The sequence below is a fragment of the Burkholderia sp. APQ4-4ca genome (assembly GCF_057837105.1).
In genome coordinates, this window is the sequence record NZ_JBYQCG010000236.1 from 1 (window position 1) to 16,466 (window position 16,466).

General features: G+C 69.2%; 11 protein-coding genes and 2 pseudogenes. 2 read left to right on the forward strand and 11 right to left on the reverse strand.

The window, feature by feature from the left end; genetic code table 11:
- The coding region (locus AC3IFE_RS30415; RefSeq protein WP_489193960.1) for an NAD(P)/FAD-dependent oxidoreductase at positions 1 to 1,334 on the reverse strand (1,334 nt) is incomplete at its 3' end.
- A gap of 80 nt (positions 1,335 to 1,414) precedes the next feature.
- Positions 1,415 to 3,204: pseudogene (locus AC3IFE_RS30420) on the reverse strand (acyl-CoA dehydrogenase).
- 356 nt (positions 3,205 to 3,560) lie between these two features.
- Between AC3IFE_RS30420 and AC3IFE_RS30425 the strand changes: the two are divergent.
- A pseudogene (locus tag AC3IFE_RS30425) lies at positions 3,561 to 3,770 on the forward strand (hypothetical protein); the annotation flags it as partial.
- 112 nt (positions 3,771 to 3,882) lie between these two features.
- Here the strand turns inward: AC3IFE_RS30425 and AC3IFE_RS30430 are convergent.
- Both AC3IFE_RS30430 and AC3IFE_RS30435 read right to left on the reverse strand, forming a co-directional pair.
- Entirely contained in the window at positions 3,883 to 5,043 is a 1,161-nt protein-coding gene (locus tag AC3IFE_RS30430; RefSeq protein WP_489193962.1) for an AraC family transcriptional regulator, read from the reverse strand.
- Complete coding sequence (locus AC3IFE_RS30435; RefSeq protein ID WP_489193931.1) at positions 5,043 to 6,677, reverse strand: AMP-binding protein; 1,635 nt, start codon at positions 6,675 to 6,677, stop codon at positions 5,043 to 5,045. The genes AC3IFE_RS30430 and AC3IFE_RS30435 overlap by 1 nt, the downstream gene beginning before the upstream one ends.
- Before the next feature lie 312 nt (positions 6,678 to 6,989).
- Here AC3IFE_RS30435 and AC3IFE_RS30440 point away from each other — a divergent pair, with 312 nt between their 5' ends.
- Positions 6,990 to 8,090 (forward strand): AraC family transcriptional regulator, encoded by a 1,101-nt coding sequence (locus AC3IFE_RS30440; RefSeq protein ID WP_489193933.1) that lies wholly within the window; start codon positions 6,990 to 6,992, stop codon positions 8,088 to 8,090.
- 16 nt (positions 8,091 to 8,106) lie between these two features.
- On the opposite strand, the gene AC3IFE_RS30445 is transcribed toward AC3IFE_RS30440, so the two are convergent.
- The 7 genes from AC3IFE_RS30445 to AC3IFE_RS30475 all read right to left on the reverse strand — a co-directional run bounded on the left by AC3IFE_RS30445 (position 8,107) and on the right by AC3IFE_RS30475 (position 16,466).
- On the reverse strand, positions 8,107 to 9,639 hold the full coding sequence (locus AC3IFE_RS30445) for a sensor histidine kinase (RefSeq protein ID WP_489193964.1): 1,533 nt from the start codon (positions 9,637 to 9,639) through the stop codon (positions 8,107 to 8,109).
- On the reverse strand, positions 9,639 to 10,358 hold the full coding sequence (locus AC3IFE_RS30450; RefSeq protein ID WP_489193935.1) for a response regulator transcription factor: 720 nt from the start codon (positions 10,356 to 10,358) through the stop codon (positions 9,639 to 9,641). The genes AC3IFE_RS30445 and AC3IFE_RS30450 overlap by 1 nt, the downstream gene beginning before the upstream one ends.
- Positions 10,359 to 10,763: 405 nt before the next feature.
- Entirely contained in the window at positions 10,764 to 11,582 is an 819-nt protein-coding gene (locus AC3IFE_RS30455; protein WP_489193937.1) for an aspartyl/asparaginyl beta-hydroxylase domain-containing protein, read from the reverse strand.
- A 94-nt stretch (positions 11,583 to 11,676) separates the two neighbouring features.
- Positions 11,677 to 12,924: an MFS transporter gene (locus AC3IFE_RS30460; RefSeq protein ID WP_089471037.1), complete on the reverse strand. Its 1,248-nt coding sequence runs from the start codon at positions 12,922 to 12,924 to the stop codon at positions 11,677 to 11,679.
- Positions 12,921 to 13,364, reverse strand: coding sequence for a GNAT family N-acetyltransferase (locus AC3IFE_RS30465; RefSeq protein ID WP_489193939.1), 444 nt, complete (start codon positions 13,362 to 13,364; stop codon positions 12,921 to 12,923). Before AC3IFE_RS30465 ends, AC3IFE_RS30460 begins: the two co-directional genes overlap by 4 nt.
- Complete coding sequence (locus AC3IFE_RS30470) at positions 13,345 to 14,808, reverse strand: serine hydrolase domain-containing protein (RefSeq protein WP_489193941.1); 1,464 nt, start codon at positions 14,806 to 14,808, stop codon at positions 13,345 to 13,347. Before AC3IFE_RS30470 ends, AC3IFE_RS30465 begins: the two co-directional genes overlap by 20 nt.
- Before the next feature lie 65 nt (positions 14,809 to 14,873).
- Positions 14,874 to 16,466 carry an MBL fold metallo-hydrolase gene (locus tag AC3IFE_RS30475; RefSeq protein WP_489193943.1) on the reverse strand — a complete coding sequence of 531 codons (1,593 nt, stop codon included), beginning with the start codon at positions 16,464 to 16,466 and terminating at the stop codon, positions 14,874 to 14,876.

A 16,466-nucleotide genomic window follows, 5' to 3' on the forward strand; every position in this document is an offset into this window, starting at 1 on the left:
AGCCGGTCGAACGTCAGCTTGCCGTCCGGCTTCGGATATTCGATCGGCTCGCACTGCGACGCCGGCTTCAGCATCTCGTGGTCCGCATGCTGATGATGCAGCGTCCACGGCACGTTGCCGCCCATCACCTTCTGCTCGAGCCCGACCATCAGCGTGCCGAGGTACAGGCCCTTGGCCATCCACTGCTTGAAGTTGCGCGCACGGTACAGCTCCGTGTACAGCCACGATTGCCTGAACGCATCCGGGTACGCATTGAGCTCGTCCGACCGACGGCCGGCCTGCACCGCGTCGAACGCGGCGTCGGCGGCCAGCATGCCGGTCTTGATCGCCGCGTGACTGCCCTTGATCCGCGATGCGTTCAGGAAGCCCGCATCGTCGCCGATCAGCGCGCCGCCCGGGAACACCGTCTTCGGCAGCGACAGCAGGCCGCCGGCCGTGATCGCGCGCGCGCCGTACGACACGCGCTTGCCGCCTTCGAGGAACGCGCGAATCGACGGATGCGTCTTGTAGCGCTGGAATTCCTCGAACGGCGACAGGTACGGGTTCGTGTAGCCCAGGCCCACCACGAAGCCGACCACGACCTGGTTGTTGTCCATGTGATACAGGAACGAGCCGCCGTACGTGTCCGACTTCAGCGGCCAGCCGGCCGTATGGATCACGAGGCCCGGCTTGTGCTTGGCCGGATCGATTTCCCACAGTTCCTTGATGCCGATCCCGTACGCCTGCGGATCGGCGTTCGCGTCGAGCTTGAACGTCGAGATCAGTTGACGACCGAGGTGGCCGCGGCAACCTTCGGCGAACAGCGTGTACTTCGCGTGCAGCTCCATGCCGAGCTGGAAGTTCTCGGTCGGCTCGCCGTCCTTGCCGACGCCCATGTTGCCGGTGGCGACGCCCTTCACCGAACCGTCGTCGTTGTAGAGAATCTCGGCAGCGGGGAAGCCCGGGAAGATCTCGACGCCCAGCGCCTCGGCCTGCTGGCCGAGCCAGCGGGTCACGTTGCCCAGCGAGATCACGTAGTTGCCGTGGTTCTTGAAGTTGTCCGGCAGCGCCCAGTTCGGCGTCGTGACGGCGCTCTTCTCGGACAGGAACAGGAAGCGGTCTTCGCTCACCTCGACGTCGAGCGGCGCGCCGCGTTCCTTCCAGTCGGGAAACAGCTCGGTGATCGCGCGCGGGTCCATCACCGCGCCCGACAGGATGTGCGCGCCGATCTCGGAACCCTTCTCGAGCACGCACACGCCGATCTCGGCGCCTTTCTCGGCGGCCAGTTGCTTGAGCCGGATCGCCGCCGACAGCCCGGCGGGGCCGCCGCCGACGATCACGACGTCGTATTCCATCGATTCGCGCGGGCCGTATTGCGCGAGCAAGTCCTGTGTGGTCAAAATCCTGTCTCCTGCTGCGTCCCGACCGTCAGCGGTCAGAACTGGTCTTCCGTCAACGCGAGCACGCTCTCGTTGCCCTTCGCGCCGACGATCGACGCTTCGAGCGCACTCGCCTGAACGAGCACGTGCTCCGCATAGCACTGCGCGATCGCGATCTTCGCATCGAAGAACGCGACGTCGCTCGCGCGGTTCGCGTGCGCGGCCAGCAGCGCGCGCGCCATCTGCCAGCCGCACAGCACGACGCCCGCGAGCTTCAGGTAAGGCACGCTCCCCGCGAACACCGCGTTCGGGTCCGGCTTCGCGTTCGCGAGCACGTAGTCGACCACCGCCGACAACGAACGCGCGCCCTTCTCCAGTTGCGCCTTCATCGATGCAGCCGCCGCGCCGTCGATCTTGCCGAGCGCCGCGAACGTGTCGCCGATCTCGGCGATCAGCGCCTTCGCGACCGCGCCGCCGTCGCGCAGCGTCTTGCGGCCGACGAGGTCGTTCGCCTGGATCGCGGTCGTGCCTTCGTAGATCGCGAGGATCCGCGCGTCGCGGTAGTACTGCGCGGCGCCGGTTTCCTCGATGAAGCCCATCCCGCCGTGCACCTGCACGCCGAGGCTCGCCACGTCGTTCACCATCTCGGTGCTCCAGCCCTTCACGACCGGCACCAGATACTCGTAGATGGCCTGATGACGCGCGCGCGTCGCCTCGTCCGAATGGCGGTGCGCAATGTCGCTGTGCGCGGCGGCCACATACGCCAGCGCCCGCGCGCCTTCGGTCAGCGCCCGCATCGTGCCGAGCATCCGGCGCACGTCGGGGTGATGGATGATCGTCACCGACTGCTTGGCCGAGCCGTCCACCGGGCGGCTCTGCACGCGTTCCTTCGCGAATTCGGCGGCCTTCTGGTATGCGCGGTCGGCCACGCCGATCCCCTGCATCCCGACGCCGAAGCGCGCCGCGTTCATCATGATGAACATGTATTCGAGGCCGCGATTCTCTTCGCCGACCAGGTAACCGATCGCGCCGCCGTGGTCGCCGTATTGCAGTACCGCCGTCGGGCTCGCCTTGATCCCGAGCTTGTGCTCGATCGACACGCAGTGCACGTCGTTGCGCGCGCCGAGCGAGCCGTCGTCGTTGACCATGAACTTCGGCACGATGAACAGCGAGATGCCCTTCACGCCTTCCGGCGCGTTCGGCGTGCGCGCCAGCACGAGGTGGACGATGTTGTCCGCCATGTCGTGCTCGCCCCACGTGATGAAGATCTTGGTGCCGAACACCTTGTACGTGCCGTCGCCCTGCGGCTCCGCGCGCGAACGCACCAGCGCGAGGTCGGAGCCGGCTTGCGGCTCGGTCAGGTTCATCGTGCCGGTCCACTCGCCCGAGATCAGCTTCGGCACGTAGCGCTGCTTCTGCTCGTCGGTGCCGGCCGTCAGCAGCGCCTCGATCGCGCCGTCGGTGAGCAGCGGGCACAGCGCGAACGACAGGTTCGATGCGTTCAACATCTCGATGCACGGCGTCGCGATCAGCTTAGGCAGGCCCTGGCCGTCGTATTCGGCCGGATGCTGCAGCCCCTGCCAGCCGCCTTCGACGAACTGGCGGAACGCTGCGCCGAAGCCCGGCGTGGGGGGGGGGCGCCGTCCTTCCAGCTGCTCGGGTTACGGTCGCCTTCAACGTTCAGCGGCGCCAGCACCTCGCCGCAGAATTTCGCGGATTCGTCGAGCACGGCCTGCGCCGTGTCGTAACCCGCATCCTCGAAACCCGGCAACTGCGCAACGGCGTCGATGCCCGCGAGTTCCTTCAGCACGAACAGCATGTCCTTGACGGGGGCGTTATAGCTCATGGTCGATGTTCCAATCAGGCGGTGAAATAGGGGGCGCCACGGGGTCCGATAAGGCAAAACCGGCCAGCGCCGGGCGACGTGATGGGCCATCCTAACGCCGGGGATTCCGATTCCCATTGTCATATCCGGCCCACATGGTGACAAAACCGGCCACGGCATGCGCGTGCGTCGCCGGAAACGACCGATGGGATAAGGGTTTGGCCTGAGCCGGCTTCGGTGAATCGGCGAGCAACCAGTATGCCGGACGATGCGGGGTGAGCGCGGCACCGCGGATGCCCGCGCAGCCCACGCGCGAACCGTGACACGACGCGGCATTGGCTCGCCCGCCTGCGCATTGCCCCCCGAGCGTACGGGAGAGCGGACGCGATCTCAGACTTTCATACAAGGGCAGCAGCAATACCGTCACCGTGCCGACCAACGTTCCCGTCGTGACGCTGATTCCGGCGACCCGTGCCGAATTGACGACGGGCAAGAAGGTGTTCGCCGTGGCCACACCCAAGTCAACCGGCGTCTATGACGGCAAATTCGTCGTCGTCGAAAAGGACGGCGTCGCGCCGCCGATGTAAGCGTGGCCATCGGGCGGAACGTCGGGGGTTGATGGGAGCCGGCCATGGGAGCGCGCGAAGGGAGCCGGTTATGGGAGCCGTCCGCGGAGCGCAGCGCCCCCGGCGCCTCACGTCACGCGCGGCGCCGATACGTCCCCGGCGTGCTGCCCGTCCAGTGCCGGAACGCACGATGAAACGCGCTCGGGTCGTCGAAGCCGATATCGGCGCCGATCGCCGCGATCGTGTCGGGCGTATCGGTCAGCCGCTGGATCGCGATATCGCGCCGCAGCTCGTCCTTCAGCACCTGGAACGTCGTTCCTTCGGCGGCCAGATGGCGGCTCAGCGTGCGCACCGAGCAATGCAGGTGCTCGGCCGCCTGATCGATCACGGGCAGATCCGGCAGCGCCGCCGACAGGTACTGCCGCACCCGATGGCACACGAGTTGTTCGCTGAACGATTCGAAGATCCAGTCGCCGGGCGCGCGCGCGAGAAACTTGCGCAGGTTGCGCTTGCTCTGCCGGATCGGCGCGTCGAGATAATCGGCGCTGAAGCGCATCAGCGTGCGCTCGCAGTCGAACTGCACGGCGCCGGTGAAGAAGTACAGGTGATCGACCGCATGGCGCGGCCGCGGGCACGCGAACTCGATCTGCAGCAGCGGAATCTTCTGCCCGATCAGCCAGGAGCACACGCCGTGCACGAGCTTGAGCATCAGCTCCTGGCCGAGCGCGCCGATCGGCCCGATGGCGTCGTTCGGGCGCAGCAGCACCTGCGCGACGAGTTCGTCGCGCTTCGATTCGACGAAGAAGTCGTCGAGCAGGATATGGAAGAATTGCCCGAAACGATGCAGCGCCGTTTCGAGGTTGCGCGCATCGAGCAGGCTCAGGCACAGGTACTTCAACGTGCCGCCGCGCAACGGGCGCGAAAAGATGCCGGGCATCTCGTCGTCGAGGTCGATCGCGAGCGTGCGGTACAGCGTCGAGAACTGTTCCTCCGTCACGCGCGCGTGCGGCTCGCCGAGCAGCTCGATCGGAATGCCGGCGCCGCGCAAGTAGCGCTCGACCACGTCGCGCTGCACGCCCGCGCTCGCGAGAAAACCGTTGACGAGCGAGATCGGCACCGTCGCGCTCGGCGACGGCAGCGCACGCCCGGGCCGGGCGGAAAGGGAATCTGAGCCGGTCATCGCGTCCCCGTCGATCGAACCGACCGCATTGTACTTGAGCGGCCCGCGCGCCAGCGTCGGGGCTTCCCGCGCACGGGGCCGCGCAGCCGCAGCCGCGCGGTGCGTCGCGCCGATCAGTCGGTGCGGCTGAGTTCCCGGCGCAGGATCTTGCCGACCGTCGACTTCGGCAGCCGGTCGACGAAACGCACGAGCTTCGGCACCTTGTATGCGGCCAAGCTCGCGCGGCAATGCGCGACGAGCTGCTCTTCGGTCACGTCCGCGTCCGGCGCGAGCACCACGAACAGCTTGACGGCCTCGCCCGTGCGCGGGTCCGGCACGCCGATGCACGCGCATTCGGCGACGCCCGGCAGCGCGGTCGCGACCGCCTCCACCTCGTTCGGGTACACGTTGAAGCCGGACACGATGATCATGTCCTTCTTGCGGTCGACGATCCGCAGGAAGCCGGCCGCGTCGAACACGCCGACGTCGCCGGTGCGGAAATAGCCGTCCGCGGTGAACGCGGCCGCATTGGCGTCCGGCTTCCGCCAGTAGCCGCTCATCACCTGCGGCCCCTTCACGCAGATCTCGCCCGCTTCGCCGATCGCCACCTCGCGATCCTGGTCGTCGAGCAGCTTCACGTCGGTCGACGGCAGCGGCAGGCCCGTGGTGCCCGTGAACCGGTCGATCGCCTGCGGGTTGAACGACACGACCGGCGACGTTTCCGACAGCCCGTAGCCTTCGCGGATGAAATTGCCCGTCACCGCCTTCCAGCGCGCCGAGATCACGTCGATCACCGCCGCGCCGCCGCCGGCCGACAGCTTCAGCCGCGACCAGTCGACTTCCTTCAGCCGCGGATGGCCGGCAAGCCCCGCGTACAGCGTGTTCACGCCGACGAACACCGTCGGCCGCGCGGCCTTCAGCACGTCGATGAAGCCGTCCATGTCGCGCGGGTTCGCGACGAGCCAGTTCTGCGCGCCGATCGCGAAGTAGGACAGGAAGTTCACCGTCAGCGCGAAGATGTGATACAGCGGGATCGCCGTGACGACGACCTCTTCGCCAGGCACGCGCGCGGCCGGCACGATCGCCCCGAACTGCGCGACGTTCGCGACGAGGTTGCGATGCGACAGCGCCGCGCCCTTCGACAGGCCGGTCGTGCCGCCCGTGTACTGCAGCAGCAACAGGTCCGCGCCGCTCAGCGCAACCGGCTCGCACGCGAGCGACTCGCCGGCGGCGATGGCGTGCGCGAGCGCGGTCGAGCCGGGCGGCAGCGCGTCGCACGCGCCGGCCGGCGCATCGACGACGCCGAGATCGTCGCGCCCCACGCTCAGCACGGTGCGCACGCGCGTGCCGCCGACCACGTCCGCGAACGTGCCCATCGACCCGCCGCAGACGATCGCCACCTCGACCCCCGCGTCGTTGAGCTGATGCGCGAGCTCGCGCGCAGTGTAGTGCGGATTCACGTTGACCTGGACCGCGCCGATCTTCGCGACGGCGACGAACACGACCGGAAACGCGAGCACGTTGGGCAGCATCACGGCCACGCGGTCGCCCTTGCGCACGCCGACGACCTGCTGCAGATACGCGGCCAGCGCGCTCGACAGGCGCTCGACGTCGGCATAGGTGAGCGTGCGGCCGAGCGCATGGAACGCCGGACGCTCGGCGAAGCGGTGCATCGCGTCGTCCAGCAGCGCGCTGACGGAAGGATGGCGATCGGCGTCGATCTCGGCGGGGATCGGGCCATACGACCCGAGCCAGTGTCTGTTCGTCATGTCTCACTCCTCTGGGGACGGCACGCCAGCCTGCGTGCCGTTCGCACGGCGGCCTGCACGCCCAAAGGACGCGGGCCGCCGCCTGACCGGCGACTATCGCGCGCGCGACGCGCTTTGCAAATGATTCGGGCGGCCGAAAACATGATCGAAACGGACAGGCGCGGCGCGTGCCTGCGCAACATCGCACGGCGAACGCCTGCCCGCCCGGGCAGCTTCGTCGGTGCATCAGGGTGAACCCTGTGGCGAATGGGGCCGTTCCCGCGCAGAATGGCGTGCCGTCAACGATATCGATTCGGACGCAGGACTCCCGCCATGCCGCGCAGTGCGCTCTCGAAACCGCCCCATGCCCAGCCCGCCCGGCTGCCGGACGCCGCCTCCGCCCACGCGTTGCGCGAGCAGCGCTTCACGCCGGCCAAGCTGGCCGTGCTCGTCGACGTGGCCGCGCAAGCCGGCCTCGACCCGGCGACGGTGCTCGCCGGCACCGGCCTCGCGCCGGCCGACGTCGCGGACCCGTTCACGCTCACGTCGCCGCTGCAGTTCCTCACGGCCGCGCGCAATGCGGTCGGCCGGTACGACGGCACCGACCTCGGCGTGCGCGTCGGCCGCCTGCTGCGCGCGTCGAGCTACGGCATGTACGGCTACGCGATGCTGTGCTCGGAATCGCTCGCGCGCGCGTTCGATGCGGCCGTCAAATATCACCGGCTCGCGAACGGCATGCTGCCGATCCGCTGGGTCGAACAGGGCGACACCGCATCGTGGCTGTTTCCGGACCGCCACGAAGTCGCGCTGCCCGATCTCGACGAGCCGCTGTACCGTTTCCTGATCGACATGCAGTTCGCGCTGCACGTAACGATCATCAAGGACGTGATGGGTGCGTGGTGCGTGCCGGCGCGCGCGCAGTTCGCGCAGCCGCGGCCGCCGCACGGGGCGCGGCTGGCCGACGCGCTCGAATGCCCGATCGCGTTCGACCAGCCGCATCACGTGCTCAGCTATCCGGCGGCATGGCTCGCGCGCGCGCCGCAACTCGCGAACCCGATCACCGCCGCGCAGGTGTCGTCCCACTGCGCGCAGTTGCTCGACGCATTGCGCAGCCAGTCGGGCATCACGCGACGCGTCTACGAGGAGCTCACCCGCACGCCGGGACAATTCCCGGACATCGACGCGATCGCCGAGAGCCTGTGCATGACGTCGCGCACGCTGCGCCGCAAGCTCGAAACCGAAGGCACGTCGTACAGCGAACTGCTGACGAGCGTGCGCAAGGCGCTCGCGATCGACTATCTCGGCACGACCACGCTCAGCACCGAGGACATCGCGCTGACGCTCGGCTTCAGCGATGCAGTGGGATTCCGCCACGCGTTCAAGCGCTGGACCGGCACGACGCCGACCGACGTGCGGCGCAAGCGCGGCAAGTAGCGCCTGCCGAGCGCGGTCAGCGCGTGCCGTCGCCCGCCGCCGGCGACGCGACCGCCAGCGCGAACTCGAACACCGCGCCGCGCCCGGCCCGGTCGACGAGCCGGATGCCGCTGCCGTTGAGCGCCAGCATCCGGTGCACGATCAACAGGCCGAGCCCGCCGCTCGTCGCCGTGCCGCCGCCCGTCGGCCGCTGCGGCCGCTGGAACAGCCCTTCGCGGCGTGCGGCCGGAATTCCTTCCCCGGTATCCGACACGGTCACGATCACGCGGTCGCCCGACGGCGCCGGCGCGATCTCGATCTCGACCTCGCCGTGCGAAGGCGTGTGCCGCAGCGCATTGTCGAGCAGGTTGGTCAGCACGCGCTCGATCATCCCGAGATCGCCCGACACGACCGGCACGCGCGGCGGCATCCGCGCATGCAGCGCGACGCCGCGCGATTGCGCGGCCAGCTCGAATTTCTGGAACACGTCCTGCACGAGATCGACGAGCGAGAACGGCTCGCGCTCGGCCTGCACGCCGCCCGATTCGAGCCGCGCGAGTTCGAACAGCGCCTGCGCGAGGCGCCCGACCTTCGCGCTCTGCGCGAGCGCGATCGACAGGTAGCGGCGCCGCTCGGGCTCGGGCAGCGTGTCGGCCTTCAGCGACAGCGTCTCCAGATAGCCGTGCAGCGACGTGAGCGGCGTGCGCAGGTCGTGCGAGATGTTCGTGATCAGTTCGCGCCGCTGCTGGTCCTGGCGCGTCAGCGCGCGCCACTGGTCGCCGATCCGGTCGGCCATCTGCGCGAACGCCGATTCGAGCACCGCGATGTCGTCGCCGCGCCGGCCGGGCGGCAAGTGCAGCACCGGCGGCGGCGGCGTGTCGGGCGTGTCCAGCCCATCCGGCGCGCGGGGCGCACCGTTCGCGTCGAAGTCGCGCATCGCGGCCGTCAGCCGGCGCAGCGGGCGCGTGATGAAGCCGAATGCGACGAGGCCCGCGAGCAGGCCGAGCAGCGCGACGATCGCCATCGACCACAGCGTCGTGCGCAGCACGTTGCCGGCGTCGACGCGCGCGGCGAGCCGGTCGTGCGCCTCGCCCTGCAGCACCACGTAGATGTAGCCCGACGGCGGCTGCCCCGCGCGCTGCAGCGGCGCGGCGCTGAACACCTTGCGCGCGTCCGGGCTGCGCGGATCGTCGCCGAGGATCGGCAGCGGCTGGCCCGCGATGAAGCGCTGCACGGGCGCGAGATCGACGCGGTCGCGCTTCACGTGGCCGGGCGGCGCATCGTCGCCCTTGATGCGCCCCGCGTTGTCGAGCAGGTACACCTCGACGCTCGGGTTCACGCCCATCAACTGGCCGAACAACGTGCGCACGGCGTCGGCGCGCAGCCCGTTCGCATCCATCAGCGGCGCGCTGCCGGCGATGTTGGCGGCCAGGTCGCGCGACAGCGCCTGCACGACTTCCTTCTCGCGCATGTCGTTCGCACGGATCTGCAGCCACGCCGACGCGCCCGAGCACGCGAGCAGCAGGATCGAGAACACGAGCGACAGCCGCCGGGTGAGCGTGAGCCGCATCATGCGTCCCGCTGGCCCGGCGCGGCGAGCTTGTAGCCGCGCCCCCACACGGTGAGGATCCGCACGGGCTCGGCCGGATCGGCCTCGATCTTCGAGCGCAGGCGGTTGATGTGGGTGTTGACCGTATGTTCGTAGCCTTCGTGCTGGTAGCCCCACACGGCGTTGAGCAGGTCCATCCGCGAGAACACCTTGCCCGGGTGCCGCGCGAAGAAATACAGCAGGTCGAATTCGCGCGGCGTGAGGTCGATGCGTGCGCCGTCGACGCTCGCCTCGCGTGCGATCGGGTCGATCGCGAGCCCCGCGACGTCGAGCGTGCCCGCGTCGATCCGCGAATCGCGCGCGAGCGCATCGACGCGCCGCAGCAGCGCCTTGACCCGCGCGACGAGTTCGAGCACCGAGAACGGCTTCGCGAGGTAGTCGTCGGCGCCGAGTTCGAGGCCGAGGATCCGGTGCACCTCGCTCGACCGCGCGCTCGTGATGATGATCGGCGTATAGCGCGTCATCGCCCGCGCGCGGCGGCAGATCTCGAGGCCGTCCACGCCCGGCAGCATCAGGTCGAGGATCAGCGCGTCCCAGTTGCCCTGTTCGAGCAGACGCAGCCCTTCGGCGCCGTCCGCGCTGTGCACGACCTCGTAGCGCTCGTCGCGCAGGTGCAGGCTCAGCACGTCGGCGATGTCGGCGTCGTCCTCGACGATCAGGATGCGTTTCGGTTGGTCCATGGCGGTGGGCGGCGGCACGTCGGAGCGGGGCTCGGTCACGGTGGTCGGCGGGCGATCGGCCCGGGTCGAAGCGCGGAGGAAAGCCGCGCTGCCGTCATTGTGCAAAATTTTGCGGCGGCGAGGGGTCACATTTCGTTTAAGTTTCGATCGTGCGCGTGAGGTGAGCCCATATCCGCAAGGCTTCCCGCTCCGGCCCGTCGAGCTCGATTCCGCGCGCCCCCGCAATAGACACGAAAAAACGGGCGCGAGATGCCCGGTGCCGCCGCCTCCCTCGGCGCGGCGCGCGGCCGGCACCCACGCGCGCCGGTGCAAAACCGAGCGCGGCGCCGAATGCCCGCCTGCCCGAGCCGCTATCGGTCGCTGATCGAAAAGGCGGCCGCCGCCAGCCAGCCGCCCTTCCCCGCGTTACGCCGCGGCCGCTTCGGCCCAAGGCGGCCGGAAATCCTGGCCGAGATGCTGGCTGATCGCCGCATCGAGCCGCTCGACCGCGTCCCGCTCGATCCGCGTGATGCCCGGATGCCAGATATCGACCAGCAGGCAAACCCGCGGCTCGTCGCTGTCGTTCCAGCTCTCGTGCTCGAACGTATCGTCGAAAATGATCGCGCGCCGGTCCGGCCACTCGCGCGTCTCGTCGCCGACGCGCAGTCGCGAGCCGTGCGGCACGATCAGCGGAAGCTGGCAGGTCAGCTTGAGATTGGTCGTGTCCGAATGCGGCGGGATCCGCGTGCCGCCCTGGATCACCGAAAAGATGAACGCGCCGCTCGGGCTGAGGAAATCCTGCACCTCGCGCATCAGCGCCGCGGTGCGCGGGCAGCGGCGGCAATTCTCCTCGACCTCGGGCTCGCCCTTGCGCCGGAAATAGAACGACCCCCAGTCGTTGCGCCGGATCGACTCGAACCGTCCCGCCACCTGCTCTTCGTACGGCAGCAGCATCGGCGTGGTCACCTGCGCGAGAAACTCCTCGCGCAGCACGTCGACCGACGCCTCGAGCGTCGACGTGAACGCTTCGAGCTCCGGATAATCGGACGCCTCGTACCACGGCTTTCCGTCGAGCCCCGGGAAATAAAACAGCAGCGGCCGCTGATGTTTCGGCAACACGGGCAACGGAACCCGCCCCGTATTGATGTCGACGAACGCGATCACGCGTTCGAGCTCCGCCCTCCCGTACTGCGACACGAGCGCATCCAGCGTGTCGTGAATCGCATTGCGCATCTCCTGTTTCAAAGTCGCTCTCCTTGGCTATCGTGGGGTGACAAACGAAAAAGATTGCCGCTACCGCATGACGCATCGCACCTGAATCGAACCGGCGCGCCCGGCGCTACACGCGCGCGGTCGCCTTCGCCTCTTCCACCGGGTCGGCGGTCCAGCCGCCGATCGTGGCGCCGTATCCGGACGCCGCCGCGACCAGCACGCCGACGCCGCACCACACCGCCTGCACGCCCCACTGGCTGACCAGGTAGCCGAGCAGGACCGACGCGATCATGCTGCCGAGCTGGAACACCAGCGAGAAGAACGAGACGGCGCGCGATCGCAGCGCATCGGGCGTGCGGTGATGCAGCACCGCGTTGACCACCGCGCCGGCGATGCCGAGGCACAGCGCGACCCCGCTCAGCACGACGCCGAACGCGACGACGTGATTCGCCCAGCGCGTCAGCACGAGGCTCACGGCGAGCCCGGCGAACGGCAGCGTCACGGCGAGCGCCGGCCGCGCGGCGCATTGCTTCATCACGCGATACGACACCCAGCCGCCCGCGCCCTTCACGACCAGCATCAGCGTGAGGAACAGGCCGAACGCCCAGGTCGCGCCATGCATCGGCACGAGCGTCTTCAACACGACCGGCCAGTAGCTCTCCAGCACCGACACGACGCCGCCGAGCAGCATGCAGAGCAGGATCAGCGGCCGCACCGCGCCGCCATGCCACGTGAACCGGACCAGTTCGCGAAGATCGTCGAGGATCCTGCCGGCCGGCACCGCCTCGTGCGGCGCCTGCTCCGCCTCGGCGAAAAACCACGACGTGAGGCCCAGCAGCACGATGAACAAGCCGCATGCGAGCGCGAGGCCGATCTTGTACGGGTTGTCGAACAGCCGGCTGCCGACCAGGTCCGGGAGCAGGCCGCCGACCAGCGACATGCTCGCCAGCCCGAGCGCGGAGGCCAGCTCCGCGCGGCCGAGAAAATACGGAATCCGCTTCGTTTCGCCGTGCTCGCGCAGCAGGCCGACATACCATGCGTCGACGGTCCCGGAACTCATCGCGCGCGCGATGCCGAAGCTCGCCGCCGCGAGGTACAGCATCGGCTTCTGGCTGAAGCACAGCATCAGCGCGCAGCCGACGCTGTTCATCAGCAGCGATACGCGGTAGGTCCGGATGCGACCCACGCGGTCGGCCATCGCGCCGAACGGCAGCTCCAGCGCGATGGTCGACAGGCTGAACAGCGCCGCGTAAAGCCCGATCTCGAACAGCGTGAAATGGTTGTGCAGCAGGAACAGCGTGACGACCGGCAGCACGAGGCCGAAGGTGCCCCACAACGCCGCCTGCTGCAGGCAGTACCGCAGGTGGACGGTCATCGGCCGTCCTTGTCGCCGGACTCGAGCAGCAGGTACTCGCCGTCTTCCGCGCTGCCGGCGCCGATCTCGACGAAGCCGCACGCCGCATAGAACGCCCGCGCCGGCACGTTGGCGCGCAGGCACTTGAGCCGATAGCGGGTGGCCGGCCAGCCCGGCAGCGCGCGCAGCAGCGCGCGGCCGACGCCGCTTCGGTGGTGCGGCCGGGACACGTGCAGGTGATGGATGAAATGGTCGGGCTCCCAGACCGACACGAAGCCGGCGAGCCGCCCGCTTCCGTCGTCGGCGACCCTCAGCCGCTCGCCTTCCGTCTGGGCCTCGAAGTCGGCCAGCTGGAACGCGCCGGCCGGCAGCCAGACGAAGGTCTCGCGGCGCGAGTGCAGGAACAGCTCGCGCAGGGCCGGCATATCGGCGGCCACTGCGTCACGTACGGTGATCTTCATGATTCGCTTCCCTTGCAGCGGTCGTGGTTGCGGGGCCGGCGCAGCCCGGCAGGCTCGCCATCACGTCGGCGACGAAGCGTTCGGTGTCCCAGCTGTGGTCCACCGTCGCGCCCAGCCGCGTGATGACCGCGCGGCACGACGGCACGATCACCACCAGTTGGTGATTGAAGCCGTCCATCATCATCAGGTCCTCCGGCAGCGACGGAAACCGGCGCGCGCCGCCGGCGCCGGCATTCAGCCACAGATGCGCGCCGAGCCGGCCGTCGTGCCGTGTCGCGTCGGGCGTCGCCATGAACCGCACCCAGTCCTCGTCGACGATGCGCGCGCCGCGCCATACGCCGTGCTGCAGGATCAACTCGCCGAGCCTCGACCAGTCCCGCGCCGATGCCAGCATGTAGCTGCTGCCGACCAGCGTGCCCGACGCGTCGGGCTCCATCATCGCGGTGCGGATGCCGAGCGGCTCGAACAGCCGCGCCCGCGCGAACGGCACGACGTCGAGCGGCCGCGGCGAGACCGCGCGCGCGATGATCTTCGCGACCAGCACGCTGCCGCCGCTCTGGTAGTCGACCTCGCGGCCGGGCGCGACCTTCAGCGGCCGGCTCGCGACGAAGCGCGCCATGTCGGTCGACTGGTACAGCATCTTCGTCGTGTCCGAACCGGGCAGATAGCCTTCCTGGTAGTCCAGCCCGCTCGTCCATTGCAGCAGGTTGCGCAACTGGATCGCCTGGCGCGGATCGCCGGACGACGCCCAGTCGTCCAGCAGGCGATCCTGCGCGAGCGTCAGCTTGCCGTCGCGGACCAGTACGCCCGCCAGCAATCCGATGACGGTCTTCGTCATCGACCAGCCGAGCAACGGGGTGTCGGCCGTGACGCCCGGCGCGTACCGCTCGCCGACGAGCTGGCCGTCCTGCCGCACGACCACCGCCAGCGTGTTGCGCAGCGATCCGGGCGCCGGCTCCGCCACCGCGCGATCCAGCACGGCGCGCAGCGCCGGCGGCGGATCGGACGGTGCGGCATCGTCGAGGTTGTCGGCCCCGGCCGCCGCGCCCGGCAGCGCGAGGCCTTCGCCCTCCACGCGCAACGCGTCGAGCGCGTCGGCCGGCGCGATCGTGCAGCCGAGGCCCGGCCGGTACAACGCGACCGTCGAGCGCAGCACGCCGAGCCCGGCCGCCTCGACGGTCTGCCGCGCACGGTCGATCCGGTACGTGACGAAGTCGAACAACGGGTTGATCGGCCGCACCTCGCGCGCGAACACGGTGCGCGCATCGCCGTCGCTGCCGGCGCCGCCGGCGAGCACGCGCACGCACAGGTAATGCGATGCATAGCCGGTCGCGGCGGGCAGCGCCCAATACAGCAGGCCCACGGCAACGGCCAGCAACAGCATGACGGCGACGGCGAGAATCTTGACGGCGGTAGCGACACGGGACGGACGACGATCCGGCATGGGGGAGGGTTTCCTGGTTCGACGATTGGACGAGACGATGCGGGCGGCCCCGCGGCCGCCCGCGCTCAAAGGACGATTTCCTTCTTCAGGTACAGCCGCTCGGACTGGATGTCGTGCGCGTGGCAGCGGGCGATCAGCTTGTCCGATTCGACGATCGGCAGCGAGGTCGGCGCGTATTCGATGCTGGAGATGAACTTGAGCCACGGCTCCGCGCCCATCGCGTAGACGAACACCTGGCGCGGCGCGAAGCACTCGACCAGCGGCCACGCGCGTTCGCAATCGGAGCCGTTCAGGCGGCGGTTCTGGTCGAACTGCCGCCCGAGCGGCTCGTTCAGGAGCGCGCCGTACAGCCAGGACATCGGCGCGCCTTCGCATTCCATGCCGATGAACAGCGTGCCGATCCGGCCGATGCGCCGCGCGATGCGCTGGTACAGCTCCGGCTGCAGGTTGTTCGAGTCGGCCGCGAACAGCATGCTCTTGCCGTCCACCTTCAGCGCGAACGCCATCTTCGCGGCGATATGCAGATCGCCGTGCTCGCCGAGGAACGGCAGCGCGACGATCTCGCCGCCGGGCACGGGCACGATGTCCAGCTCGCCGACCTCGATCACCCGCTCGAACCCGCACGCTTCGAGCGCGAGCCGGATCGACGGGTCTTGCAGGAAGCCGCCGTGGCTGCGCGGCACCACCAGCGTGCCGATCCGGTGCCGTAGCTGCAGCAGGCTCTCGAGCACGATGTGATCCTGGTGGTTGTGGGTCAGCAGCACGTAATCGATGCGCTCGGGCAGATCCGCGAACGTGAACGGATCGTCGCCCTGGCCGAGCGGATAGCCGACGATCGGATCGGTCAGCAGCGAGAATGCCGCGGTTTCGACCAGGACCGTCGCATGGTTGAAGTAGCGCACCCGCACCGGCTGCCCGCGCGCCGGTGCCGCCGGCGGGCGCGGCGGCGGCGCGTCGGTGAACCAGGTTTCGAGCGCCGTGCGCCGCGCGGCGCCGCCCTCCGCGTGCGCGAGCAGGCGGTCGACCAGGTCCGGCGCGGCGCCGGTGTGGCGGGCCGCGAACAGCTCGTCGTACAGCGCGTCGCGAAACGGCAGGCGAATCTGCACCATGTGCTCGTCCGGAAAGCGCGGCGTGCTCAGCATGAAGCTCCGGTCGTCGCTGGTGGCGAGAAAGCCGTTCACACTCTGCAGCGCGTCGAGGTAGCCGGCGCTGTCGTACAGCAGCCGCTCGAACAGCCGGTACGACGCGTGGCCGCGCAGGTCGTAGCCCAGCTCGACGAATCCCTTCAACGGCTCGGGCACCTTCGCATACAGCGGCGACAGCGTATCGCCGCCCCCTTCCCGCGCGAGCAGTTCGTCGAGCTCGCGCAGCGCGTCCGCCAGCGCCAGCAGCGGCGCGGCGCGCGTGCGGGTCTCGCGGATCAGCGCGTCGACCGCCGGCACGCGCTCGCGGCCGCCGTTGAGAAACGGGCCGCCGGCCATCTTCGCGGCGGAACGCCGATGCAGCTCCGGCGCGCGGATGAAGGATTCCATGATGCGCAGATGCACCTGCTTCATCACCAGCGCGCAGGTCGCGGGCTGCAGCAGGAAAGTCCACGCATACCATTGATTGATCAGCGGTTCGAAGACGACGTTCGGTTTCAGGTAGATCTGGGTCAT